At 54.4% G+C, this 24,822-nt stretch carries 17 protein-coding genes; 2 read left to right on the top strand and 15 right to left on the bottom strand.

Going from position 1 to position 24,822, the window contains the following annotated elements; genetic code table 11:
* Window positions 1-14 precede the first annotated feature (14 nt).
* The 5 genes from BUC22_RS19535 to BUC22_RS19515 all read right to left on the bottom strand — a co-directional run bounded on the left by BUC22_RS19535 (window position 15) and on the right by BUC22_RS19515 (window position 5,011).
* Window positions 15-1,421 (bottom strand): trimethylamine methyltransferase family protein, encoded by a 1,407-nt coding sequence (locus tag BUC22_RS19535; protein ID WP_013382340.1) that lies wholly within the window; start codon window positions 1,419-1,421, stop codon window positions 15-17.
* 45 nt (window positions 1,422-1,466) lie between these two features.
* Window positions 1,467-2,756: an MFS transporter gene (locus BUC22_RS19530; RefSeq protein WP_013382341.1), complete on the bottom strand. Its 1,290-nt coding sequence runs from the start codon at window positions 2,754-2,756 to the stop codon at window positions 1,467-1,469.
* Between the two features lie 205 nt (window positions 2,757-2,961).
* The gene (locus tag BUC22_RS19525; protein ID WP_013382342.1) at window positions 2,962-3,645 is read right to left on the bottom strand and encodes a GntR family transcriptional regulator; all 684 of its coding nucleotides are present in this window, start codon (window positions 3,643-3,645) and stop codon (window positions 2,962-2,964) included.
* A 9-nt stretch (window positions 3,646-3,654) separates the two neighbouring features.
* Window positions 3,655-4,380 carry a GntR family transcriptional regulator gene (locus BUC22_RS19520; RefSeq protein ID WP_013382343.1) on the bottom strand — a complete coding sequence of 242 codons (726 nt, stop codon included), beginning with the start codon at window positions 4,378-4,380 and terminating at the stop codon, window positions 3,655-3,657.
* Window positions 4,367-5,011, bottom strand: a complete 645-nt coding sequence (locus BUC22_RS19515) for a cobalamin B12-binding domain-containing protein (RefSeq protein ID WP_013382344.1) — start codon at window positions 5,009-5,011, stop codon at window positions 4,367-4,369. The genes BUC22_RS19520 and BUC22_RS19515 overlap by 14 nt, the downstream gene beginning before the upstream one ends.
* A 270-nt stretch (window positions 5,012-5,281) precedes the next feature.
* Between BUC22_RS19515 and trmB the strand changes: the two genes are divergently transcribed.
* Window positions 5,282-5,941: a tRNA (guanosine(46)-N7)-methyltransferase TrmB gene (trmB, locus tag BUC22_RS19510; RefSeq protein WP_013382345.1), complete on the top strand. Its 660-nt coding sequence runs from the start codon at window positions 5,282-5,284 to the stop codon at window positions 5,939-5,941.
* A gap of 79 nt (window positions 5,942-6,020) precedes the next feature.
* Entirely contained in the window at window positions 6,021-6,758 is a 738-nt protein-coding gene (locus tag BUC22_RS19505; protein WP_242946572.1) for a lysophospholipid acyltransferase family protein, read from the top strand.
* A gap of 39 nt (window positions 6,759-6,797) precedes the next feature.
* Here the strand turns inward: BUC22_RS19505 and BUC22_RS19500 are convergent, their stop codons facing one another.
* The 10 genes from BUC22_RS19500 to BUC22_RS19455 all read right to left on the bottom strand — a co-directional run bounded on the left by BUC22_RS19500 (window position 6,798) and on the right by BUC22_RS19455 (window position 24,795).
* On the bottom strand, window positions 6,798-8,747 hold the full coding sequence (locus BUC22_RS19500) for an NAD(+) synthase (RefSeq protein WP_041689940.1): 1,950 nt from the start codon (window positions 8,745-8,747) through the stop codon (window positions 6,798-6,800).
* A gap of 537 nt (window positions 8,748-9,284) precedes the next feature.
* A complete protein-coding gene (locus tag BUC22_RS19495; protein WP_073383556.1) occupies window positions 9,285-10,907 on the bottom strand; it encodes a CTP synthase in 1,623 nt (540 codons plus the stop codon).
* Between the two features lie 156 nt (window positions 10,908-11,063).
* Window positions 11,064-15,848, bottom strand: coding sequence for a Cna B-type domain-containing protein (locus BUC22_RS19490; RefSeq protein WP_013382351.1), 4,785 nt, complete (start codon window positions 15,846-15,848; stop codon window positions 11,064-11,066).
* 293 nt (window positions 15,849-16,141) lie between these two features.
* Entirely contained in the window at window positions 16,142-18,010 is a 1,869-nt protein-coding gene (locus BUC22_RS19485; RefSeq protein ID WP_073383549.1) for a YfjI family protein, read from the bottom strand.
* Window positions 18,011-18,020: 10 nt separating this feature from the next.
* Window positions 18,021-19,454, bottom strand: a complete 1,434-nt coding sequence (locus BUC22_RS19480) for a helix-turn-helix domain-containing protein (RefSeq protein ID WP_073383546.1) — start codon at window positions 19,452-19,454, stop codon at window positions 18,021-18,023.
* A gap of 634 nt (window positions 19,455-20,088) precedes the next feature.
* Window positions 20,089-21,030: a transketolase family protein gene (locus BUC22_RS19475; RefSeq protein WP_013382356.1), complete on the bottom strand. Its 942-nt coding sequence runs from the start codon at window positions 21,028-21,030 to the stop codon at window positions 20,089-20,091.
* A 2-nt stretch (window positions 21,031-21,032) separates the two neighbouring features.
* Complete coding sequence (locus BUC22_RS19470; protein WP_013382357.1) at window positions 21,033-21,842, bottom strand: transketolase; 810 nt, start codon at window positions 21,840-21,842, stop codon at window positions 21,033-21,035.
* Between the two features lie 115 nt (window positions 21,843-21,957).
* Window positions 21,958-22,830 carry a YitT family protein gene (locus BUC22_RS19465; RefSeq protein WP_013382358.1) on the bottom strand — a complete coding sequence of 291 codons (873 nt, stop codon included), beginning with the start codon at window positions 22,828-22,830 and terminating at the stop codon, window positions 21,958-21,960.
* Between the two features lie 60 nt (window positions 22,831-22,890).
* Window positions 22,891-24,090, bottom strand: coding sequence for an alanine racemase (gene alr, locus BUC22_RS19460; protein ID WP_013382359.1), 1,200 nt, complete (start codon window positions 24,088-24,090; stop codon window positions 22,891-22,893).
* Window positions 24,091-24,108: 18 nt separating this feature from the next.
* Window positions 24,109-24,795 (bottom strand): 5'-methylthioadenosine/adenosylhomocysteine nucleosidase, encoded by a 687-nt coding sequence (locus BUC22_RS19455; RefSeq protein ID WP_013382360.1) that lies wholly within the window; start codon window positions 24,793-24,795, stop codon window positions 24,109-24,111.
* Window positions 24,796-24,822: the final 27 nt, after the last annotated feature.

Raw genomic sequence — 24,822 nt, 5'->3', positions numbered from 1 at the left:
CCCGTCTATGCCGTTTACTTAATTAAATATTTTTCAATAACTTTCATCTGTTCCGTTGTTTTTTCCGGTTCCTGGTAGGCAGCCAGGCGTTCAGCTACCTTTTCGGATGCCTTTTCTTTAACGGATTTTTTATCCTCTGTCTGCCAGGTGTTATAGTCTACCTTCACAAACAGATCGGGCACATAGTGCTCATTGCGGTATTCTTTGGGGGTACGGCCAGACATAAAGTTGCCTCTCGGGCCGACCTTGCTGATCTCTTTAGTATAATCTTTATTGTAGTCAATGGCAATCCCCTGGGTCATACGTTTCAGCATCTTGATGAGCTGTTCGTCCGCCACATATTTTTCCAGCGAGCTGACATTAAAGCCACTGAGCATGCCACAGCTGAAGAAAATCAGGTCTGTGCCGCTGAGGGTGCCGCTCATCAGGTTAAGGGTGGATTCGACCCCTGCCTGGTAGTCAACATCAATGGCGTCGTTGAGGGCGCCGGAGGTTCTGAACGGCATTCTGTAATATTTGGCCATGGCGGCGCTCGCCAGCGAGATCAGGGCTGTTTCGGTGTTGCCCAGAGCCATGGATACTGCTCTCAGGTTCGTGGAAGTGGAGGTGCTGCCGTAGAAAATCGGCAGGCCCGGTTTGATGAGCTGGATGAGCACGGTGACGGCCAGCAGCTCTGCGTTGTTCTGGATAATGGTGCCCAGAATGGAGGCCGGGCTTGTGAGCACCGGCAGTGAGCAGGTAGCCAGCTGCATGGGCTGGTTCAGCTCGCAGTAGGCAAACATGGCGTCCAGACTGTCCTTGACCCATGCCAGCGGCGAGATCGGACTAATACAGCCAACCGCCACATATTTGTCATGGACATCTACGAAATCCTGTATCATTTTAACCACATTAGTGGCAACAGTCCCGGAATCGTGCAGCTTGGTTGCCAGCGCCGTCAGCGAAATCGGCAGGGTTGTGTAGTTCAGCAGCGCGGCGGCCATGTTGTAGGAGCGGTCTTCTCTCGGGACGTCATAGGTATCGCAGAGCAGAAGATGGGTCATGTCAATACAGTCACTGGTCTGTACCAGCTTGCAGATATCGACATAGTCGTGCATTTCGGCAAAACGGAACTCACCGTTTTCCATCACGTACGGCGGGCTGCCGGCTGTGGCCATGGTGAGGCTTCCCCCGCCCATGTGATAGCTGGTGCCGTCCGGGCGCAGAATATCAAATTCCTGGCTGACGGTGGACAGGCCTTTGGCAATGAGCTCATCGGTAAAATGAACGGTATAGCCATCCACAGTGGCGCCGTGTTTTTTGAAAATTTCAACCGCGCGGTCATCCTCGAACACGCAGCCGGTTTCCTTCAGTAATTTTGCAGACTGTTCGTGAATAAATTCAACATCCTTAGCCTGTAAAAACAGTTTTTCAAGTTCCATATGATTGTTTGTCTCCTTATAATTCTCAGATTCTTTTTGAATGGCTTACGCCTGTGTTTCTTCAGTGGGTTCTTCGATTGAGATCCCCTTTTTCTTATTGTAGACCAGTACCAGCAGTGCGCAGCCCATAGACAGGATCGCGCTGACGCCCAGGGCGATAAAGATATAGGTGTAGGCCTGGTTTCCATAGCTGTCCAGCCATTTACCAGCGATCGGTGATACGAACATATCGGGCAGGAAGCCGATCAGTGACAGAATACCCGATGCAGAGCCGAAGATAGCTGCCGGCACCTTGGTTTCTGTGAACAGGGAGGATTCAACCCCATATGCCCCGCTTAAGAAGAAGGACAGAATCATGATCAGGATAATGGCCGGAATCATAAAGCCTGCGGTCTGCGGTGCCAGAACGATGACAAAGAGGCAGACGGCCGTGATGGCCATACAAAGCAGGATGGTTTTGGCCGGTGATTTGATCTTTGTCGCCAGAGCCCCGATGATCGGCGATGAAAAGAGCGACGTACCGTACATACGGATATTGCCCATGAGCGCAGCCATAGCGACGCTGGCGCCAAATACCGCCTGTACGTAAGGCACCGTATAGCTGAGTGAGGTATAAACCGTATAGGTAAAGAACATGCACAGGGTTGTCAGCCATACACCAGGGTGCTTAATGGCTGCCACCAGCTCAGATAAATCGAATTTTTTCTTGGTTTTGATGATTTCGCCTTCAAATTTCGGAATCAGGAAGAAGGATGCCAGGGCAAAGGCAATGTTTAAGAATGCGTAGAACATGAGCACCATGTTGAAGCCGGAAGCCGGATCTGCAAAGAGGTCGAAAATCCACATGGAAATGAAGTTGACCACTAAGCCGAGAATCCCGACGATCCCGTAGCTGATGCCGATATTTCTGGAATAGGTGTTGTCTGTGCTGACAAGGCGGATACCCTTATAGCGGACGCCCCAGTAAATAAAGGTCGTGCAGACCCCCATGAGCAGGAAGATCACCTTCAGGGTCTCATAGCTCGGCAGTGTCGCGTACCAGAAAGTTAAAATTGCAGAAAGACCAAAACCGGCAGTCGCCAGGTATTTGACGCGAATTTTATCTGCCAGAATACCGCCGGGCAGGTAAGAAATCATGGCCGTTGTGCCATAAAGGCCGTAGAGCACACCAAGCTGTTCGTTTGAGAGCGCGAGGCTCTGTAAAACCGGTTCGTAAAAGACGTACCGGATCAGAAATGTCAGATAAACTACTACTGCACCGGAGCTGATAATACCGATTACCGCGTTCCGGGTAAAGCCGCTGATGCTTTCGTTTGTTACTTCGTTTTTATTCATTTTTCCCCTCCATAAAAACTGATAACACTTGGGTCCGGACCATGTGTCATATACAAGTATGCTACAACTATAACACGTGCAACGGTTTCTGTCAATAGAATTTGATCAAAAAATATATAACAGATGATATAACTGTATATATCAATAAAACAATGAGGTTCACCTGTGCAAAAAACAAAGGGTATCGCCGCGATACCCTTTGTCTTTAATATTTCATTTTCAACTGCATTTCCTCACAGGGCACATAGGTTTCCGACACCCCGACAAGCTGTCCGCTCTCAGTGCGGTAGGTCTGCCTGAACTCAAAGACTCCGTCATCGGCGTCAATGAACAGTCTGTCCCGGACCGGGGCGTTGTCCGTCATGAGTGTGATCTCAAGCTCCTTGTAAATATCGTAATTGCCCAGCACCAGGTTCAGCGAATCCATGAGGCGCTCCGGGTTTCGGACCGGCGAGGCACTCCGGACATTGTGGATAATGTACTTGACATCCAGACCAATGGGCATATCCCGGTTATACAGAATCCGCACAGCCCGCAGACAGCGGGTCTGAGACGGAATCTCCAGTCCAAACCGATCCCAAAGAGCCCCGCTGCTCACCTCCTCAATGGTCTCAAGGCGGATGTCGGTCAGATGGTCGATGCTTTTGGTCTCATGAAAGATCATGGTGTAGGTTTTATGGTTGCCTGAGCTCACAAAGAAGCCCTTGCGGTCCACCACATACACATAACCGCGCTCCTCCAGAATCGCCAGGCTTTTCTTTACCGTGACCGGCGTGGTCGTGTAAATTTTCGAGAACTCCCGCAGCGAGGGGAGCTGTTCCTCAGGCTTGTAGTCGCCTTTTTCAATTTTGGCCTGAATGTCATTCAGAATAAATTCATAGGTCTTCACAGCGCACCTCTACACTCTGGAATTGCCGCGGAGACGGCACAGATCGCTCTCCACATACAGCTTTCCGTAGCCGATGGGAATATCGTCGGAATCGTAAAGCTTCTGCTCAAAGAGCATCATAAACTTCTGCTTTTTCTGGGGCTCCCCGGTCATTTCCTCGAAAAAAGCGCCGATCCCGGCGTCGGTCATCACACCGGTGACAAAGATTTCCTCCCAGTAGCCAAAGCCGTAATTCTCACCAAAAATGATACTAACCATATCGCGGTAGCTGAAGCTGTCCTCCTTGATGTTCATACCCGGAAAATAAGGAATGTACTTCTCATCCAGGGCCACAGGCCGCTCCCCCTGGAACAGCATGGAGCGGATGCAGACAATCTTTGTCTTGGGGGCCACCTGAAGGTGGTAGACCAGCTCGATGGTGGGCGCCATGATTTTGGCGTGGATGAGTTTGGCATGGCTGTAGCCCCCGCGGATGATCTCGTCAATTTTAAAGCCCACCTCAAATTTGTTCAGAGAGTACTCCCGCACATAGGTCCCCTTGCCCGGGGACGACATCAGGTACCCCTCGCCGATGAGCACCTCGATGGCTTTGCGGATGGTCATACGGCTGACACCGTACTCCTCGCAGAGGCTGTTCTCCGATGGCAGCAGGTCGCCGGGCTTATAGATATTGCTGAGGATCTTGATCTTAATGGAATCGGCAATGTTGAGGTATTTGACTTCATTTTTGCTCATCTTTTAACCATCCCTGACAGATTTCCACCCCTTTGATGGCCGATTTGGTATAGGCGTCTGCGCCCACGAAATCACTGACGGTTTTGTTGGCCACACAGCCGCCGATAATGATCTTGACCAGGTCCCGCATGCCCGCCTCCACAAAGGCGTCCACCACTTCCTTGACCGAGGGGATACAGTCAGTGAGCACAGCGCTCAGGCCGATGATCTCACACTTGTACTTCCTGGCCGCCTCCACAAAATCCTGGGCCTTGACATCCACACCCAGGTCCCTGACAATAAAACCGCCGGCCTGCATGGCGCCCTTAAAAATCGACTTTCCGATGTCGTGTATATCCCCCTCGACCGTGCCCAGCAGCATGGTCTTTCCAAACTCCCCGGCTTCGATGCTGTCGTAAATATCACACATATTGGTGTACTCCAGCACATTTTCAAAAATAATGCCCACGACCATGAGGTCCGCAATGGAGTACTCGCCGGTCTCATAGCGCAGACCGACCTTTTCCAGCCCCTTATTGAGGGCCATCCAGATATCCTTAGGCGGTGTCCCCGCTGCCACACAGCGTTTCACAATCTTCAGAACCTTTTCTTCATCCAGCTCCTCAATGGCGTTGATTAACATTTCTAACATAATGCTCTCTCCAAATTTTTATATAATTGATAGTGGATAGTTATGGAACGCTTTCGGCAGATTTGCACCTGAACTATTAATTATCCACTATCCACTATTCCCACTGTAGTATACTTGTCTAGGCAAATTATATCACAGATCCCACAAAAATAGCTTTACTTTTTTAACACTTCGGATAATAATTTAAAATTGACGGATGCCGGGGCAAATGGTAATATATCCTAGGAATTAATCCCATTTTTTGAACAAAACAATTGACGGAGGGCATTTATGCATATTCGACCAAAACCCTGGGCGCGGCCGGAGCTCTTAGCCTGCGGTTTTTTTATCCCGGAAGCCACTGAACTGCGGGGGCACTGGCAGGACGCTTTTGAGCGCAGAGCGCCGCTGCATCTGGAGCTGGGCTGCGGCAAGGGCACCTTTATCGCCGCTTTGGGCAGACGCCATCCAGAGGTCAACTACCTGGCGGTGGACATGATCGACGCGGTGCTGGGGCTGTCCAAGCGCAACGTGGAGCAAGCCTACGCGCCCGGTGCAGTGGATAACGTCCGCCTGACCGCCTGGGACATCGCCCGTATCGGGGAGATTCTCTCGCCAGAGGATGCGGTAGAGCGGATCTACATTAACTTCTGCAACCCCTGGCCCAAGCGCCGTTACCAGAAAAAGCGGCTGACCCATTCCCGCCAGCTTGAGCAGTATAAAAAAATCATGGTTCCCGGGGCGCAGATCCATTTCAAGACCGATGATGATCCTCTGTTTGAGGCGTCTTTACAATACTTTGAGTATTCGGGCTTCCGGGTGACCACGCTCATCCGGGACCTGCACGCCTCCGACGAATATCCGGGCAACATCGTGACCGAGCACGAGCGGATGTTTGCTGACCAGGGCATCAAGATTAAGCTGGCGATTGCGGAAATCAATGGAGAATGAAGAACCTGACACAAATTTGAAAATGTCAAACACTGTATCTTTTTTCGAAAAACATCATATTTATTACGAGGAGACAAATTTGAGAACAATTCTATGGTTTATCCATTTCTGGCTGTATCAGCTGGCCCTTTTACCCAGCCGTTTTAAGGCCCGCAGGCTTGCGAAAGCGGGTGATCGTGCCGCCCATGACGCGGTCGTCCGAAAGGCGGTCGGCCCCTGGGCCAGGAGTATGATCCGCACTGCCGGGGGCACAGTCTCGGTGGAGGGGCTTGAGAACATGCCTGAGGAGCCTGCGGTCTATGTTTCCAACCACCGCAGCTACTTTGACATTCCCCTGGTTCTGGGCTATCTGGGTGATGACACCAAGCCGCTGGTGGCCAAGAAAGAAATCGGCAAAATCCCATTGATCCGCGCGTGGATGGAGGAGCTTCACTGTGTGTTCCTTGACCGGGACAACCCGCGCGAGGCCATCAAAAACATCAAAGAGGCGGAATACTGGGTGTCCGAGGGCTACTCCATGGTTGTCTTTCCAGAAGGCACCCGCACCAAGGACGGGTACCTGGGCGAATTTAAGCCCGGGGCCTTTAAAATCGCCCAGAACAACAAGGTGCCCGTGGTTCCCTTCTGCATGAAGGATACAGATAAACTCATGGGCCGCGACAATCTCTGGATTCATCCGGCCCACGTTGCCATCAAGGTACTGCCCCCCATCGACACCGAGGATTATACCCGGGCCGACTGGAAAAACCTGCCAAAGCTGGCAGAGGAAAAAGTGCGCGAGGGGCTTGAAGCCATGGACGGCGAGGGGTTTCATTAAAAAAGAGGTACGGTTCAAAACAGACCGTACCTCTTTTTTTCACGCCTTGTCTGGCCGGAGAGCGTCCAGCACGCGCATCCATTCCTCCACCCTGGCGTCGGAGGGCATGCGCCAGTCCCCCCTCGGGGACAGGGACACGGTGCCCACCTTGGGGCCGTCGGGCAGGCAGGAGCGCTTGAACTGCTGGGTAAAGAAGCGCCAGTAGAAATTGCGCAGCCACTTGTAAAGGGTGGCGTCGTCATAGGCCCCCTCAAAGGCCTGACGGCTCAGGTAGTAAATCTTGTCCGGGCTGTAGCCGTTCCTGAGCACATGGTACATGAAGAAATCGTGGAGCTCATAAGGGCCCACCAGATCCTCGGTTTTCTGGGCGATTTTGCCCGATGCGTCCGGGGGCAGCAGCTCGGGCGATACGGGCGTATCCAGCACATCGTAGAGAATCCGGCGGATCGCTTCATCGGGGTTTTCGTCGGCCACGTAGCGCACCAGGTAGCGCACCAGGGTCTTGGGAATGCCGCCGTTAACCCCGTACATGGACATGTGGTCCCCGTTGTAGGTAGCCCAGCCCAGGGCCAGCTCGGACAGGTCGCCGGTGCCGATGACCAGGCCGTTCAGGCGGTTGGCCAGGTCCATGAGGATCTGGGTCCGCTCCCGGGCCTGGGCGTTCTCATAGGTGACGTCGTGGACGCTCAGGTCATGGCCGATGTCCTCCAGATGGTGTGTGGCCGCCTCCCTGATCGAAATTTCGTGGAAGGTGGCTCCCAGGGAACGGATCAGGCTGACCGCGTTGTCGTAGGTGCGGTCAGTCGTACCAAAGCCCGGCATGGTGACCGCGTGGATGCGCTTTCGGTCAATGCCGAACTGGTCACAGACGTTCACGCACACCAGCAGCGCCAGGGTGGAATCCAGGCCGCCGGAGATGCCCACCACCATGGCCGGGTCGCCGATATGGGCCACACGGCTGCCCAGAGCCATGGTCTGAATATTGAAGATTTCCTCACAGCGCTCGTTGCGGCGTGCTGTGTCCGCAGGCACAAAGGGCTGTGGGTTCACACTGCGCAGGCAGTCCTGGGCGTCGCAGGCAGTAAAGAAACATTCCTCATACACGCGCCCCTCCAGAATATCCACCGAATCGCCAAAGGAGGTCTGGAGCTGGCGGTCATGGAGGATGGCCTCCACGTCCATGTCGGCCACCACCAGCTGGCTTTCGGTCTGGAAACGGCGCGACCGGGCCAGCAGCGTGCCCTTTTCACAGATAAGAGCGTCGCCGCCAAAGACAAGGTCGGTGGTGGACTCGCCATAGCCGCTGGAGCAGTACAGGTACCCGGCGTTTAAGCGGGCAGACTGCTGTCTTACCAGGTCTCTGCGGTACTCGCTCTTTCCGATGATCTCATTGCTGGCCGAAGGGTTCACGATGATGGTGGCCCCAGCCGCGGCCTGATAGCTGCTCGGGGGTACCGGCGCCCACAGGTCCTCACAGATTTCAATGCCCACGACCACTTCTTCCCAGCTCTCGTGGCTGAACAGAAGCCCGGTGCCCATGGGCGCCGGCTCCCCAAAGAAGCTGGTTTCGGATACGCGCAGCTGCCCGGCGGAGCGGAACCAGCGCTTTTCATAATATTCCTGATTGTCCGGCACATAGGTTTTGGGCACAATGCCCAGGATCTCCCCGTCCGAGATGGCGACCGCGCAGTTGTACAGCCCGCTGCCCACAGCCACAGGCGCGCCCACCACGATGAGCATGGCTCTGCCCTCAGACCACGCCCTGATTTTATCCACAGCCGCTGCCGCTGCCTTTTGCAGGGTGCGCTGGAAAAACAGGTCGCCGCAGGTGTATCCCGTAACGCACAGCTCCGGAAAAGCCACGATGCCCACCTGCTTTTCAAAGGCTTCTGCACACAGCGCGATGACCGCATCCGCGTTGGCCGCGCAGTCCCCTACCTTGATGACCGGCACCGCGCAGGCGGTGCGAATATATCCTAAATCTTTCATATTTACCCTTTCTTTTTCATTGAAAACATTATCTTTTTTGACGGACAAAGTATGGTGTGAAAAGCCTGCCCCAAGATATAGTTTTGCTTTTATCTCATTATACCGCGAATCGGATTTATGAACAAGTGTGGATAACTACGGGAGTTTATCCACAAGTTGTGCATAAACTTTTCCAGAACCTTATCCACAGATTCTCCACTTTTCAACAATGGATTTATGGGGATTTTTCAACTTACCCACCAAGTTATAAACATTGTCCACAGGAAAAACGGATGTTTTCCACAGTTTTACACATTTTTAACCGGTTTTTATAAACAAAGCAAAAGTTATCCACAGTTTTGCACAGGCCTATATCTTGTGTCAAGAGGGAAAATTTCAATGGAGAATGCAGAATGCAGAATGGAGAATTATGGTGCAATTTGGCTTTGCCAAATTGATTTTAATCAAATGTGCTTTGCACATTTGGACTTTTAATTCTCCATTCTCAATTTTCCATTCTCCATTAAAAAAGGGGTATCGTAACGATACCCCTTTTGATTACCGGCTTCCCTTGTTTCTGTAGTTCATGGCCGCTTCCACAAAGCTGCTGAACAGCGGGTGGGCTTTGTTCGGGCGGGATTTGAATTCCGGATGAGCCTGGGTGGCGATGAAGAAAGGATGCTCCTTGAGCTCAACCATTTCCACCAAAACGCCGTCGGGTGACATACCGGAGAAGACCAGGCCTTTTTCGGCCAGGGTCTGAATATACTCGTCGTTGACCTCGTAGCGGTGGCGGTGGCGTTCCTCGATGGTCTTGGCGCCGCCGTAAGCCGCACAGGCGCGGGAGCCTTCCTTGAGCTCACAGGGGTAAGCGCCCAGACGCATGGTGCCGCCCATGTTCTGGATTTTTTTCTGTTCCTCCATGAGGCTGATAACCGGGTAAGGTGTCTCCTCGTCCAGCTCGATGCTGTTGGCGCCCTCTAAGCCTGCCACATTGCGGGCAAACTCGATGACAGTGAGCTGTAAGCCCAGGCAGAGCCCCAGGAACGGGATCTTGTTTTCGCGGGCCCAGCGGATCGCTTCGATTTTACCCTCGATGCCGCGGTTGCCAAAGCCGCCGGGCACGATGATGCCATCCACATCCTTCATAATACGGTCCACGTTCTGTTCGTTTAAATCCTCGGAGTGCACCCATTTGATGGTGACCTCGGCGTTGTTCGCGATGCCGCCGTGGCGCAGGGCTTCGGCGACGGACAGGTAGGCGTCATGAAGCTCGACGTACTTGCCCACCAGGGCGATGGTCGCCTTGTTTTCCAGGCTCTTGGCGCGGGTGACCAGCTCCTTCCACTCGGTGAGGTCCGGGTCCTTGCAGCGGATCTTGAGCTTGCTGCAAACCAGCCGGGCCAGTCCTTCCTTCTCAAGCATCAGCGGCACCTCGTACAGCTCCGGCGCGTCCAGGTTGGTGACGACTGCGTCCTTGTCCACGTTGCAGAACAGGCTGATCTTATCCTTGAGGCTGTCCTCTACTTCCTTTTCGGAGCGCAGGACAATGATGTCCGGCTGAATGCCGATGCTGCGCAGCTCCTTGACCGAGTGCTGGGTGGGTTTGGTCTTGAGCTCGCCGGCCTTGCCCAGGTAGGGCAGCAGGGTGACGTGGATATAGAGCACGTTTTCCGGACCCAGGTCGCCCTCAAACTGCCGGATGGCCTCCAGGTAGGGCAGGCTCTCAATATCGCCCACCGTACCGCCGATTTCGGTGATGACCACGTCCGGGTTGGCTGCGCTCTCAGACACGCGCAGAATGCTTTCCTTGATCTCATTGGTGATGTGCGGGATAACCTGTACGGTACCGCCCAGGTAATCGCCCCGGCGTTCCTTGGAGATGACATTCCAATAGACCTTGCCGGTGGTCACGTTGCTGTACTGGCCCAGGCTTTCATCGGTAAAACGCTCGTAGTGGCCGAGGTCGAGGTCGGTCTCTGCGCCGTCATCGGTCACGAAGACCTCGCCGTGCTGGTACGGGCTCATGGTACCCGGATCATAATTGAGGTAGGGGTCAAATTTCTGAATGGACACCTTCAGGCCTCTGGCCTTGAGCAAACGCCCCAGGGATGCACTGGTGATCCCCTTTCCAAGTGAAGAAACCACACCGCCGGTTACAAATATATACTTTGTTTTCATTACGCCTCCTGATGATAAAATAAAGAAAATCACTGCAAAAAAGTGGTTTTTTTTTTGCAGTGATGCAATTAACATTATATATCTTCTATTTTACCTTTTCTTTCAAAAAGTGCAAGGGAAAGTTTTAAAATTCCTGAGAATTTTCTGGTTTCTTTCCTATCGTCTGCGCACTTTCCTTAAAACAGCGGTGACTGCCAGGAGCAGTACAGCGCCGAACACGCCTGCATAGGCAGCCCTTGTGCCGGTGTTCGGGTTCACAGAGGCGGCAGGCACCTGCGGCGGCACCTCAAAACTCTGAGGCGGCACAATATCCGGGGTTCCCGGGTCTGTCGGCGGGTTGACCGGCGGGTTCACAGGTGGGTCTACCGGCGGATTGACTGGGGGCTCCTTCTTCGCAAAACCAACATCTGCGGCCTCCTGCTCCGGCGCGTCCAGAATGATTTTCTGCTGCTGGTTCTCGGTTGTGCAGACATAGCCGTCGCCGCGGTCGCTGACGCTCACAGTGTACGCGCCGTATTCCAGGCCGGTGAAGCGGTAGTAACCGCTGCTGTCCGCAAAGGTCTCGCCCACCTTGTCCCCGGCTTCATTGTACAGGGTAACCACGATGTTGCCCACCGGGGCTTCGGTGTCGTGATCCCATTTCTTATCCCAGTTATCGTCGTAGAAGACATTGCCGCTGATGCTGCCGAGCTTGCTGGGCTCTGGGGGCACGCTGCAGTCCCGGCACTGGTTGGTGATGTTGTAGCCGTTGTAGATGGTGTCATAGCCCGGAACCGGGTCCTCGACCACGGTATAGGCCACCAGGCTGCCGTCATCGCCTGTTTTGTCCAGGTTCTCGAAGACGTACTGCCAGTCCGGCCCGTAGACAGTCTGGGCGGCGATTTCGACGCCGTTTGCCATGAGGTGTACCCGGACGCTGCCTGGGCGCTTGCCGGAGGCGTCGTTGTCGTCACCCCAGGTCTTGGTGCCGCTGATCTGGATTTTCTCCTTGGCCGGGTGCACGTTGACAATATCGCTGCCGTTGTAGTCGGCGCTGTAGCCATCGGGCAGGTCGATTTCCTTAACGGTATAGACAATGGCGTCGCCGTTCTGGTCGTAGCCCGGGATCCGTTCAAAATTATAGGTCCAGTCATTTTCCGCGGACATGACCCGGGTCTGGCCTTCTACCGGTGTGGCGGCTACGCCGCCGATGCTCTGCATGAGCTGGACGGTGACGCTCTCGGGCCTCATGCCGTCCTGATTGTTCTTGTCGCTCCAGGTCTTGCGGCCGTGCAGGCTTGTGACCTCGTCGCGGATATTGGTGAAATTAAAGGGGTTCTCCGGGTCCTGATAGCCGCCGTAGCCGGCTGGGACGGCCTCGGTTACGGTGTAGGTGATGGTCTTGCCCTCTGCGTCAAATTTGTCCAGGCTGCGGTATTCATAGGTCCAGACATCGCCGTCCTGCTTGCTCCACTCTGGCGTCTTATCGGGCTGTTCCACGCCGTTTGCCATGAGGATCAGGTCCAGATAAGGCCTGTTGGCGCTGTGGCCGTCCTTCCAGGTTTTGGTGCCTGAGACAGTGATGGTCGGGATACGTGTGTTGATGATGTCCGTGCCGTCATAACGGGTGGTGTAGTGGTCCACAGGGGCTTCTTTGACGGTGTAGCGGACCGGGTTGTCTCCGGTGCCGGGGTCCAGGCCCTCAAAGCGGTACTGCCAGTCCGGGCCGGTGACGGTCTGGCTGGCGGCCTTTACGCCGTCCTTCATCAGGTAAACGGTAATGCTGTCGGGGCGCAGGCCCTCGGCATCATTATTGTCCTCCCAGGTCTTGGCGCCGGCCACCTCGATGGTGGGCTTGGCCGGGTGGGTGTTGATGATGTCGGTGCCGTCGTAGCTGGTGGCGTAATCATCCGCATTAATGCCTTTTTCAGCCACAGTGTAGATGATGCCGCGGCCTTGGCTGTCGTAGGCGGGCAGGCCGGTAAAGCTGTAGCTCCAGCCGGCTGCCTCGTCTGTCACAGCGGTCTTGCCGTCCACGGGCACTGGAGCGCCGTGGTCAATGCTCTGCATGAGCTGGACGGTGACCTCAGCCGGGCGTGTGCCGTCCGCATTGTTGTCATCCTGCCAGATTTTTTTGCCCTCCAGGCTGGTGACGCCGGTGCGGGTGTTGGTAATGTCGTTGCCGTTCATGGTAGTGGTGTAGCCGTCCATGGGGGCTTCTTCTACCGTGTAGGTGATGAGCTGGCCCTCTTTGTTGTATTTCAGCAGGTTTTCAAAGGTGTAGGACCAGGTGCTTCCCCCGTAGGTCCAGAATGGCACTGCATCCTTCACCACCTCGCCGTCTGCCTTGAGGGTGAGCGTAATATTGGGGCGCTGGCTGTTGTTCTGGCCGCCGTCCTGCCAGGTCTTCTGTCCGGTAACCTCGGTGGTGCCAAAGCGGATGTTGGTGATGTTATTGCCGTCGTATTCGGCCTTGTAGCCGTCGGGAACGGCTTCTTCCACGGTATAGGTGATGAGGCGGCCGCTTCCGTCAAACTTGTCCAGGTTGCCGAAGCTCCAGGTCCAGACGTCGCCGGTCTTGTCCCAGGACGGCACCGCGCCTGCAACCGGGGTGCCGCCCGCTTTAAGGGTCAGCGTGACCTCAGGCCGGGCGCTGCCGCCGTCCTGCCAGGTCTTGGTGCCGGACAGGCTGGTCTTGCCCACGCGGGTGTTGACCAGGGTGTAGCCTGAGGTCATATCGCCCTGGGTCTGGCTGGTGTAGCCGTCTACGGTCACCTCGGCAATGGTGTACTGGATGGCCTTGCCGTTTTCAAATTTGAGCAGGTTGTCAAAGCTGCCCCTCCAGCCATTCCCGGCGTTCAGGGTCAGGCTTTCCAGAGTGGGCTTGTCGTTCTTGAGCAGCCTGACCACAATCTCGCCAGGCCGGGCGCTGGTGTCGTCCACATCGTTCCAGAGCTTCTGCACTGGGATGCTGATGGTTTCCGGGGGCACGTAGTAGCCGACGTCGGTGTTGGTCACGTTGGGGGTGGCCGGGTCCACGGTGTCCAGCTGGAGCTCATTGGTCTTTGTGGCGTCTGTTTTATCCTTGGTGGTGCAGGCATTCATGCCCGGATAGGGGCTGACCACCTGTGCCCGGTAGGCGTCCTCTGAGAAGGGGACATTGGTGAACACATAGCTGCCGGAAATGTCGGTGGTTGTGGTGGCGATAAGGGTTTTGCCGTCAGGCCCCAGCAGCTCGACCGTCACGTTTGGCAGCGGATAATCCTGGTCGATTTTGGCGTAGATGCCGTCCTTGTTGCTGTCGTAGAAGACCAGGCCGCGGATCTCGCCGTTGGTGTCGTCGGTTCTTGGGATCAGCTCAAGGCTGGTGCTCAGGCTGCCCGGATCTCCGATTTTGTAATAGGCCCAGACGTCCAGGATGGTCCGGTTGCCCTTGTTGCCTGAGAATTTCATGGCGCCGCCAGTGCTGTCCACTCCTGCGCTCTGGTCGGCGTCTGGGCCGTTCAGGGCCGGGACGGTGGTGTTGTTGTAGTCGATGGTGTGGCGCTCGGCATCGGTGCCGCCGCCGTTGCAGCGCTCAACGATGATGCCGCCCGGGTTATTTTCCACATCCAGAAACGGCAGATGAACCTCGCCGCCCCGGGCCTGAAGGGTCACCTGGGTCAGGTCACACCTGCCCGCGGGCAGCACGTTGCCGTCCGCGTCCCTGCCGTCCCAGGATACGCTGTTAAGTCCGTCAACGCATGCGTTGCCAATGGTCACAATGCCGTGATCTACGGTTTTATAGCTGCCGTCAGCCTGCTTTTCCTGATAGCTCCGCAGGTCAATTTTGAGCTCATAACTGCTGATGTTCTGGGCGTTAAAGGTAAAGGTGCCGCCCTCGCCCACGTAACCGAAGCCTTCCTTGAAGCCTGTGAATTTAAAACCGCTCACGGTGCCGCTGGCGTCTGGCTCCTGGGCCATCCCCAGGGATTCCAGCAGCTCGGTATCCGGTGTGTTGAAGAAGATGCGGTCATTGATGTCCAGGCCGTTGTCCGGAACAATGGGTGAGTTGAGCTGCAGGGAGGGATCATGGTTGATGAGGGTGTTAATGTCCACGCCCTGTCCTGGATTGTCGGAGTAAAAGGAGTGGTAATAGCTGTTGTTGGTGTCATCCACGACCAGGCCGCGGTTGTTGGCAAAGAAAATAAAGCCAAAGGGGTCCATGCCGTTCATATCCACGCAATACTGAAACCCGTCGAGGGTGAGCACCCGCACCTTGGACTCCAGACTGCGGCCGTTGTTGCCCATGTTCAGGGTCAGAAAATGGGTGAATACCCTTCCGGGCACCTGGGTGCCGTCCGCCTTGGCCACGGTCACGTCCCAGGCCGCCACGGTGCTGTCGCCCTGTCCGCTTGCCTTCCAGGCGTCGTTGCTGTCCACGTTCAGGGGGCGGGGGTTGTTCCGGTTGCCGCTGTCCAGCCGGGCGTGGAACTCAAACTCGTAGTTGCCGGTTTCGGTCACTTTAAAGACCAGGGGCTTGTAGCCCTTGCCGGTGCCCGCAATGTCCGGGCCGGCCTTTTCCTGATCGCGGTTCATGAGATAGCCTGCATTGTCGCCGGTGTTGGTGTCATAGACAAGCTCCATGCCCTGCTGGCCCGGCGCGATGGTAAAGGGCTCGTAGCCCGAGTCATCGGCGCCGGTATAACGCATGACAATGTCCTGCTTATTCACATTATCGGTGACGCTGGAGCCAAAGTACAGGGTCTCCCCTGCCTTGGCGTAGACCTTGACGATCTGATGGCGCAGTACGCCCGCGTCCTTGTGGTCGTACCACTCGGTGTAGGGCCGGTCGCCGCCCTCGGCTGTCAGCTCGCGGCTGCCCTCTGCACGCACCGGTGCAGACCAGAAAAGCAGGCCCGCCAGAAGCAGCAGCACTGCGAATAAAAAGGTCCGGAGGATCGGTAAGCGATGTGTTTTCATTTTATTTTCCTTTTCTTAATGGTAAAAACTAATCTTTTAAAGAGTTTTACCCATCTGATTAAGGAAAAATCAAGTATTTGGGTGGGATGCTTTTTTATCTTTTGGGGTGAATTTAGGCCATAACAACGCATAGCCACTAACTTCCAAACCGTATACCTTTAATTCAATCTTGAAAATGAAAAAAAGACATTTTTATAATATAATATTTATATAAAATAAACATTACATAAAAATGCCTAATGAGTCTTATCCTGCTTTGCAGGTTTTGGGGCTCCTGATAAAAATGTCAGTGGTTATGCGTTGTTATGGATGACCTCCTGGGCTTCAAACACTGCCGGGTTCACCTGGTAGCCTGTAAAGGTGCGGTTTCCATTGGTGAACTGGCCGCTTCTCAGATAGCCGTAGTCTTCCAGAATATTCAGATAGGGCAGCAGATCTGAAATTTTTTTACAGCCCATGCGTGAGATGCCAAAGAGCTCGGTTTTCGAGAAGGTTTTGAGCCCCTGGGCCCGGACCACCTCCACAATCCGCCGGCAGACGCTCATATTCGGGTCCATCCCCTCGCCCATATTATAGATGATGCGTGCGTACTCGCCGAAATAGCGGGCCAGCTTGTAGGCCTGATCCACGGTTTCCTTGGCCACCGGGGTCTCCAGGATGGCATGGGGGTGGGCGGCGCAGTGAAGGATGCCCACCAGGCGCAGCATCTCGCCGCCGAGCTTGCTGCCCCAGTCTCTTATATCTTTCATATCCCCTTTCAGACGGCGCTCAAACACAGTCTCATAGGCCATATAGGCCATCTGAGCGCTGTCCTTCAGCTCAAGCTGCCTGGGTTTTGGCTCGAGGGTGATGTGGTTGTCTGCGTACAGGCTGTAGACAGCGTTGTAGTAGTCCGCGTCGATTTTGGGGTCCACGTCGGGGGCGGTCTCGATGTTGCGCTCGCCCACCCTGGTTTTGGGCATGGTGTAGAGAAAGCGGGCGTTCATGCCGCGGCCCCGCATCACAGGGTCGGCCATAATGGTGTCGATGATGATGGGCTGGACCATGAGCAGAATGCTCAGGTTGCTGGCGGGCAGGTGGACGGGGTCGCGGCCCACGCGGTGGGTCTTGGAGCTGCCGCCGGTGTGGCCCTTGAGCAGAGCGCCCAGGGTATGCTGGCCGCCGGTATACAGGCCCATCATGTTGGCGAACAGGTCGCCCTCATCGGACATGATGATCATACGGCCGCCGTTGCGGGCCAGCTCCTGTTCCAGGGCCGCGTTGGTGGTATCGTCCATATACAGGCAGGGCGGGCATTTTTTCTGGAAAAAGGCGATCTTTTCCTTGAGCTCGAGCATGGTTTCCTTCAGCGCCTCCCGCTCGGAGGCTTCTTTGCATTTCTTGTACTGGTTCTTGGCGGTCTTAAAGGCTTCCTCTGCCAGCTCCTGCTCCAGCTCGTAATCGAACTGGTTCTTCTGATATTCTTTCCAGAGCTTTTGCTCGTAGTCCTTGACTGGGCGCACCACCTCGTCGTAGACACTGGATTTCCGCTCGCCGGGGTCGGCCACCACCAGGGTGTACAGTCCCAGAGGCACCGTGAATTTATCCTTTGCGTTGATCTCGTACCGCTTCTGCAGGCAGCCGCCCAGCAGGGCCAGCACGGACACGCCCACCATGTCCACGGGCACCTGGAGGCTCGCGGCCAGGGCTTCGGTGTAGGAGGCGTAGGGCTCGGGCAGGGCGTTCACGGGGAAGGCGGGGCGCTCGATCTCCTCGGTCAGGGGCCTCAGCCGTCCCCACTCGGCGCGGACGCTTCCGGTCTCGGCGTACTCTTTCATGCGCTCTTCGTAGTGCTCATAGTCCTCCAGAGTCCAGCCTTTGCCGGGATCGCAGAGGTATTCGCCCCATTTCAGCCGGAAGTCGGGATAGTAGCGCACAGTCTCCTCCACAGTGGTCATGGCCGCCCGCTCCTCATCGGTGAGCTTCCGCTCCTTGCCGGTTTTAGGGTCGCAAAGGGTAATGGTCTCATGGGTGACCCGGTGTGTGTGTTTGATGTAGGGCTTTCCGGGCTCCCGGTCCTTTTCCTCCACGGCCAGGGCCGCGTTAATATTCTCCAGGCTTTCCTCCAGGGCCTTGGCCTGTTCTGGCGTCAGTGCCTGGTTATTTACGTCGTCGGTTTTCATGGATTCTCCTTTATAAGTAGCTTTTCAGCAGGTCAATCATCCCCTCCCGGCTCAGGGTCAGATCGCTCTCGGGCAGATAGTCAAAGAAATCGGAAAAGGCTTCGCAGATGCCGGGCTCGTCGATGACCACGGCGTTGAGCCGCTGGCTGTCATTGCAGAAGCGCTGGACCACCACCTGCTGGGTGTCGGATAGAATGATCTCCACATTGAGGGGCGTCCTGAATTTGTCAGAATCCATAGCGGTAAAGGCCGTCTCGCCGGCCTCCACAGCTGCCAGCAGCTCTTGCATAAAGACCTGCCGCTCCTCTTTGGTGCAGCAGCGCACCAGACTTTCCGGGAAGTAACAGATGCGCCCGGTTTCGACATAGGCCCTCAGCCCTTCCCGGGAAAAGAAGGACCTTGGCAAGGGCTTTTCGCCACGGCTGTAAGGGCCGTAAACCTCGCGCGCCAGGGCGCAGACAGCCTCCCTTCCGGGGATACCTGGACGCACCAGAGACTCGATGCGCTCGTCGGTCAGGCAGAGTGTCAGGCAGGGGTGGGGCTCCAGACTGGCGTCGCCCAGGTTCTCTCTGGTCCAGCCATACATATCCTCAAGGTTGTCGGTCCTGCGGGTAAGCAGTGGCAGGCCGCGGCAGAGGCGGTCCACTGATTTCTGATAAAAGTCCACAATGGGAGCATCATCATACAGAATGGCGGTTTTAAAGCTTCTGGACAGCTTCAGCACATGGCGGTTGGTGATGATGAAATAGGGCAGAAAGGTGGTAACGGCCTGGGCAGGGTCGGCACCGGTATAGGAATAGTAGGGATGATAACCGTCCCGGCCGCACAGGCTGAAGGACAGAATGTACTGAAGGTGGCGCAGATTTTTTTGGATGGCGTCATGGCGGCTGCTCTCCTTTTCCAGGTAGATAAAGTGCTCGATGTCCACTGCCTCGGCAGTGCACACAAAGGCGTTGTACAGGTACTCGTACACAAACTGGTGGTCAAAATCCAGGGCGATGGCCAGGTGCGGCGCTTCTCTGTGGTAAATCTCGTCGTTGATCACATCAATGATCACGCTGTTGATGTCGTTTTTGCCCTCGATGACCTGTGTCCCGTGCCGGAGTACGGGAAAGGCCTTGTACTCGCGGTCTGCGATGTCCTCGGTGGGGGCGTAGGTGTTGCCGGCCAGCTCCTCCACGAGCCGCTTGACGCTGTTGCGCCGGTAGTAGACCTTATCGCCGATCTTGGCCATCTTGTAGAGATCGTCGAGCTCGCTCTTTTCAAAGGGGGTCAGTAACAGGGAGCGGCAGAGCTTTTTATAGAAATCGGCGCTGGGCACGCGTTCGCCCACCATGACCTTGTGGATGGTGGAGCGGTCGATTTTGGCTTTTTTGGAAAGCTGATAGATGGAAAATCCCGTTGCTTCAACTAAAGTTGTCAGGCGTTCACTGAATTGCGACATGGGCTTTCTCCTTTCAGACGTGAATTTAAAGATTAATAGAAATATTATATATTTATTTGTGGTAAAATACAATGTCAATATTCTCAAGTATAAGAGAATTTTTTGCAAACGTTCTACAGTTCAGCCAAAAAAATACTGCCAATGGCAGTATTTTCACCAAACAGTTTAAACCGGAAAATTTGGAGCAGTCCGGCATGATGCCTCGGAGCAGTCTTTGGCATCAAGGGATAAACTGTAGAGATTGGACATGTTTTACCGGTCTGTGGCGTCCACAGCACCAGAATGTAATCTCATCATATCAGAGTTTTGCGGGGATTTCAATATGTGGCAAAAAGTGTGGCAAAGATATTTTTCAATTTTAAAGATTTTTTACAGGGTTTTTACAAAAAAGTTCTTCCCTAAAACTTGTCCCTTTGCTTAATTTTCTTTAAACGCAAATGTTTCAACCTGAAAATGTTCAATTCTTAAATAAAAATTAATTCGCTGTCGGAACAGGTAGGGATACCAAGACCGCCAATCCCAGAGTCCCGTCCCTTCAGCCCGTATCGCCGCGATACCCTTTGAATAAATCGGAAATTTTCCATTAAAAAAAGAGGTAGGGTCTGTTTCAGACCCTGCCTCTCATGCGGTATACTTATTTGGCTTTGCGTGCCACAACCTTTTTAGCCGCTTCCACGATGGCGTCAGTGGTCAGGTTGTATTTTTCAAGAAGCTCCAGCGCTTTGCCAGACTGGCCGAACTGATCCATCACGCCGACTTTTTCAACCGGTGCCGGAGTGGTTTCTGCCAGAACTTCGCAGACTGCGCCGGCCAGGCCGCCGATGATGCTATGCTCTTCAGCGGTTACGATGGCGCCGGTTTCCCTGGCTGCTGCTTCGATGGCTTCGCGGTCGATGGGTTTGATGGAGCCCATGTTCAGGACGCGGGCGGAGATGCCTTCTGCCTTTAAGGCGTCAGCGGCTTCCAGAGCCTTTTCAACCATTAAGCCCATGGCCATGATGGTCAGGTCGTGGCCTTCCTTTAAGGTAGACGCCTTGCCGACTTCAAATTCATAGTCTTCGTCAAAGATCACATTGGTGTCAAGACGGCCTAAGCGGATGTAGACCGGTCCGTCAATGGCAACGGCTGCGTCCATCATGCGCTGTGTTTCAGTGGCGTCTGCCGGTACCAGAACGGTCATGTTTGGAACCGCGCGCATCAGGGCAACGTCTTCCACAGACTGGTGGGAGCCACCGTCTTCGCCGACGGAAATCCCCGCATGGGTCAGGGCGATTTTAACGTTCAGCTTTGGATAGCAGATGCTGTTGCGGATAATTTCAAAAGCACGGCCAGCGCCAAAAATGGCAAAGGTGCTGGCAAACGGGATCTTGCCGGTGGTGGCTAAGCCAGCGGACATGCCCATGAGGTCACATTCTGCGATACCGGCATTAAAATGACGTTCCGGCATCACTTTTTTAAATTCAGAGGTTTTGGTCGCGCCAGATAAATCCGCGTCCAAAACGACAATATCTTTATTTTTTTCAGCGAGTACTGCTAAATATTCGCCGTATGCCTGTCTTGTTGATTTTTTACTCATGATTAATCCTCCAGTTCTTTCAGTGCAATTTCAACCTGTTCCGCGTTTGGTCCCTTACCGTGCCAGCCGGCATTGTTTTCCATGTAGGAAACGCCCTTGCCTTTAACGGTTTTGCAGACTAAAACAGAAGGCTTGCCTTCGCAGGCATAAGCTTTTTCAAGCCCTTCACGCAGTTCTTCAAAGTCGTTGCCGTCTGCGATGTTGATGACATTCCAGCCAAAGGCTGCAAATTTTTCATCAATCGGGTACGGAGACATAACGTCTGTAATTGCGCCGTCGATCTGTAAATTGTTGTTATCCACAAATGCGATCAGGTTGTCCAACTTGTAGTGGGCTGCGGACATGGCCGCTTCCCAGACCAGGCCTTCCTGAAGTTCGCCGTCGCCGAGCAACACATAGGTTTTCCAGTCTGCCTTGTCAATCTTAGCGCCCAGCGCCATACCGACAGCAGCGGAAATGCCCTGGCCCAGAGAACCGGTGGACATGTCTACACCCGGGATTTTCTTCATGTCTGGGTGGCCCTGAAGGATGGCACCAACCTGACGTAAGTTATCCAGTTCGGATGCGTCAAAGAAGCCCTTTGCTGCCAGGGTTGCGTACAAAACCGGTGCGGCATGGCCCTTTGATAAGACGAAACGGTCGCGGTCTGCTTTTTTAGGATCCTTTGGATCAACGTTCATCTTTTCAAAATATAACAAGCTCAAAATTTCAACTGCTGATAAAGATCCACCCGGATGACCGGAAGCGGCTTTACCAATCATTTTCACGATATCCCGACGGATACCTTTTGCTGTTTTTTCTAAGTTTTCCATATGTTACTCCTTCATAAAATATTTTAGCACTGGTTAAAAGTGCTGATAGACTTGATGGTTACAGGCTTTTCAAGCGGAACTTTCCACTTTCAACCTTCCACCGAATTTCAAAGATTTATTCATTGAAATTCTTAAATCCCGCGCCCAGCACCTCCTGGGTATCGGCCAGGGTTACAAAGGCGTTCGGGTCAATCTCATAGATGATGCTCTTGAGCTTGGCGATCTGGTTTCTGTAGACAATACAGTAAACCACATCCTTGCTCTGCCCCGAATACGCGCCGTAGGCGTGAAAAATCGTGGCACTCTTGTTGAGGTCTGTTCGGATGCGCTCGCAGATTTCCGGACTCTTGTCCGAAACAATGTTGGCCGCCTTGGCGTAATTGTTGCCTGCGATGACAAAATCCATGACCTGCGTGTATAAAAACAGTACGATGATGGAATAAAGCATGATCGAGATGTTCTTAAAGGCGATCCCCGCAAAGAGGACAACGCAGAAGTCAATACACATGATCCAGGTGCTCAGGGTCAGGCGCTTTGTGGCCTTATGGAGCATCCGGGCCAGCAGGTCCGTCCCGCCGCCGGAACCGCCCATGCGGTACAGCACGCCCATGCCGACCCCATAAAGGACGCCGGCAAAAATACTGGCCAGAAGGACGTCGTCTGAGAAAGGCGGTATCACACCTGCCATCACATCGACCAGAACCCCGTAGGCCAGGGTACAGACAAAGCTCTTGAGGCCCACGCTCTTGCCCAGCACCTTGAGCGAGATCAGCTGTGTGGCCACAGAGAATACAAAGGTAACCGTCCCAACCGGCAGCCCTGTCACATAGTAGAGCACAGTGGCAAGCCCGCTGAAGCCCCCGGGCGCCAGCTTATTGGGAATCATAAACATATTGGCAGCCAGGGCTGTCAGAAATGTCCCGAACAAAATGCCAACGTACTCAAAAATGGTACGGGCGACCTTATTATCTTTGATTTTGTTTTCCATTTCCCCATCACATCGGCCGAAACACCGCCGGCCGGCCTAACCTCATAAATTTTACAGCGGTCAGAAGCCGCCAAAAAATCCATCGTTCAGTATCTCTACCTCCAGATGTTTCTCACCCATAAAATCATAGACGCGGGGAACCCGCTTGTTGACCATGCAGAGCAGCTCATAGGAGATCGTGCCCAGCTTTTCAGCCAGCTCCTCAACGGGGAGATTTTCCCCAAAAAGTTCCACCTCATCATAGAGCGAAACGCCCTCAAGGCCTGTAATATCGACCATACACTGGTCCATACAAATATTCCCCACAACGGGCGCGCGATGGCCGTTAACCAGTACCTCCGCACCCTTTCCGGAGAGCATCCGACTGTAGCCGTCAGCATAGCCCACCGGCAGTGTCGCAATGACACGATCGCCCTCAGCGGTAAACTTTCGTCCATAGCTCACCGTGTCCCCCGCGTGAATGGTCTTGATATGGACAATTCTGGTTTTAAAGCTCATAACCGGCTTTAGCCCAAGCTTTTCCTTTTTCACCTCGTCTGAGGGGTAATGGCCGTAGAGAATGATTCCCGGCCGCACCATGTTAAAGACCGTTTTGTCAAAATCAATGATGGCGGCTGAGTTTTCCACATGCTTGAGCGGAATCTCAACGCCCTTATCTGAAAGCGCCTTGACCACCTGGGCGTAGCGCGTGAGCTGTAAATGCGTAAAGTCCTTGTCGACTTCGTCCGCAGTGGCAAAGTGGGTGTAAAGCCCCTCGATGCGGATGCCCGGCATGTCTGCGATCTTCAGGACTGCCTCCGCCGCCTCATCCCACCGGAAGCCAATCCGGCCCATGCCGGTGTCCACCTTGATGTGGACCGGGTGCACCGAACCGTTCGCCACACAGTAGTCCGAGAGGGCCTGGGCAAACTCAAGCTGATAAACCCCAGGCGTCACATCCCATTCCACCAGCTCTGGAATCTGGTCGGCGCCGGTGTAGCCCAGAATAAAGAGATCGCAGCGGTCAATGCCCTTCTGGCGCAGGGCAATGGCCTCGTCCAGAAAAGCGACCCCCAGACAGGGTACGCCCTCGTCCTGCAAAAGCTCGGCCACATCCACGCCGTGGCCGTAAGCGTCCGCCTTGACCACGCCCATGATCCGGGCCTCTGGCCCTGCCGCTTTTTTTATCTGCTCAAGGTTAAAGAGCAGATTCTCAAGCTTGATCTCCGCCCAGGTAGGCCGGTGGGCCGGGACTGCACTAAAATCATCAAAAAGATCCAAGGAAAACACCTTCTGTCTTTAGTAATTTTTAACCATTTCCAGCACCATCTTGGCCGCGTTGACCACAGACATCTGGAAATTATTCTGGTAGGTTTCTACCAGGTTACCGTCCGCGTTATCTGAAATGGAACGGATCACGATATAGGGAATGTGATTGATGTAGGCTGCCTGGCCGATGGCCGCGCCCTCCATCTCCACACAGGCCCCGCCGAAAAGCTCGGTTAGCTCCTGCTTGAGCGCCTGGGAATCAACCCCCAGGTCAGCGGTCATCACACGGCCCACCAGGGCTGCCGCCCCGACCTGGGCTGCCGCCTCTTTGGCCAGTTTAATCAGCCGCTCATCGGCCGGGAAAAAGGTAATGTCCATGTTGGGGATCTCACCTCTGGGGTGACCAAAGGCTGAGGCGTCCATATCATACTGGACCGAATCCTTCGAGATCACAATGTCGCCCACGGTCAGGCCTTTGGCCACAGCGCCGCCCACGCCCACATTGATCACACAGTCCACATTAAAAAGGTCTGCCAGAGCCTGGGTGCACAGCGCCGCGTTGACCTTGCCCACGCCGCACATCACAGCCACCACCGGCTTGCCGTAAAGCATGCCCTTATAAAAGGTCATTCCCGCCTTCTCACTGGTCTCGACCTGTGTCATGTTGTTTTTAATGTCCCGCACTTCATCCTTCAGTGCCGCAATGATTCCGATCATAATCTATCTCCACTCTCTTCTTTTCAT

It is taken from the genome of Eubacterium callanderi, assembly GCF_900142645.1.
Taxonomy (GTDB): domain Bacteria; phylum Bacillota; class Clostridia; order Eubacteriales; family Eubacteriaceae; genus Eubacterium; species Eubacterium callanderi.
Note: the sequence above shows the minus strand (reverse complement) of the source record. Positions and strands in the feature narration are given on the sequence as shown.

Bases quoted from the DNA above. Each gene is read 5' to 3' on its own strand.
- BUC22_RS19535 (WP_013382340.1), bottom strand. From the start codon at position 1,421: ATGGAACTTGAAAAACTGTTTTTACAGGCTAAGGATGTTGAATTTATT.
- BUC22_RS19530 (WP_013382341.1), bottom strand. From the start codon at position 2,756: ATGAATAAAAACGAAGTAACAAACGAAAGCATCAGCGGCTTTACCCGG.
- BUC22_RS19520 (WP_013382343.1), bottom strand. From the start codon at position 4,380: ATGAGCAAAAATGAAGTCAAATACCTCAACATTGCCGATTCCATTAAG.
- BUC22_RS19515 (WP_013382344.1), bottom strand. From the start codon at position 5,011: ATGTTAGAAATGTTAATCAACGCCATTGAGGAGCTGGATGAAGAAAAG.
- trmB (WP_013382345.1), top strand. From the start codon at position 5,282: ATGCATATTCGACCAAAACCCTGGGCGCGGCCGGAGCTCTTAGCCTGC.
- BUC22_RS19500 (WP_041689940.1), bottom strand. From the start codon at position 8,747: ATGAAAGATTTAGGATATATTCGCACCGCCTGCGCGGTGCCGGTCATC.
- BUC22_RS19495 (WP_073383556.1), bottom strand. From the start codon at position 10,907: ATGAAAACAAAGTATATATTTGTAACCGGCGGTGTGGTTTCTTCACTT.
- BUC22_RS19490 (WP_013382351.1), bottom strand. From the start codon at position 15,848: ATGAAAACACATCGCTTACCGATCCTCCGGACCTTTTTATTCGCAGTG.
- BUC22_RS19485 (WP_073383549.1), bottom strand. From the start codon at position 18,010: ATGAAAACCGACGACGTAAATAACCAGGCACTGACGCCAGAACAGGCC.
- BUC22_RS19480 (WP_073383546.1), bottom strand. From the start codon at position 19,454: ATGTCGCAATTCAGTGAACGCCTGACAACTTTAGTTGAAGCAACGGGA.
- BUC22_RS19475 (WP_013382356.1), bottom strand. From the start codon at position 21,030: ATGAGTAAAAAATCAACAAGACAGGCATACGGCGAATATTTAGCAGTA.
- BUC22_RS19470 (WP_013382357.1), bottom strand. From the start codon at position 21,842: ATGGAAAACTTAGAAAAAACAGCAAAAGGTATCCGTCGGGATATCGTG.
- BUC22_RS19465 (WP_013382358.1), bottom strand. From the start codon at position 22,830: ATGGAAAACAAAATCAAAGATAATAAGGTCGCCCGTACCATTTTTGAG.
- BUC22_RS19455 (WP_013382360.1), bottom strand. From the start codon at position 24,795: ATGATCGGAATCATTGCGGCACTGAAGGATGAAGTGCGGGACATTAAA.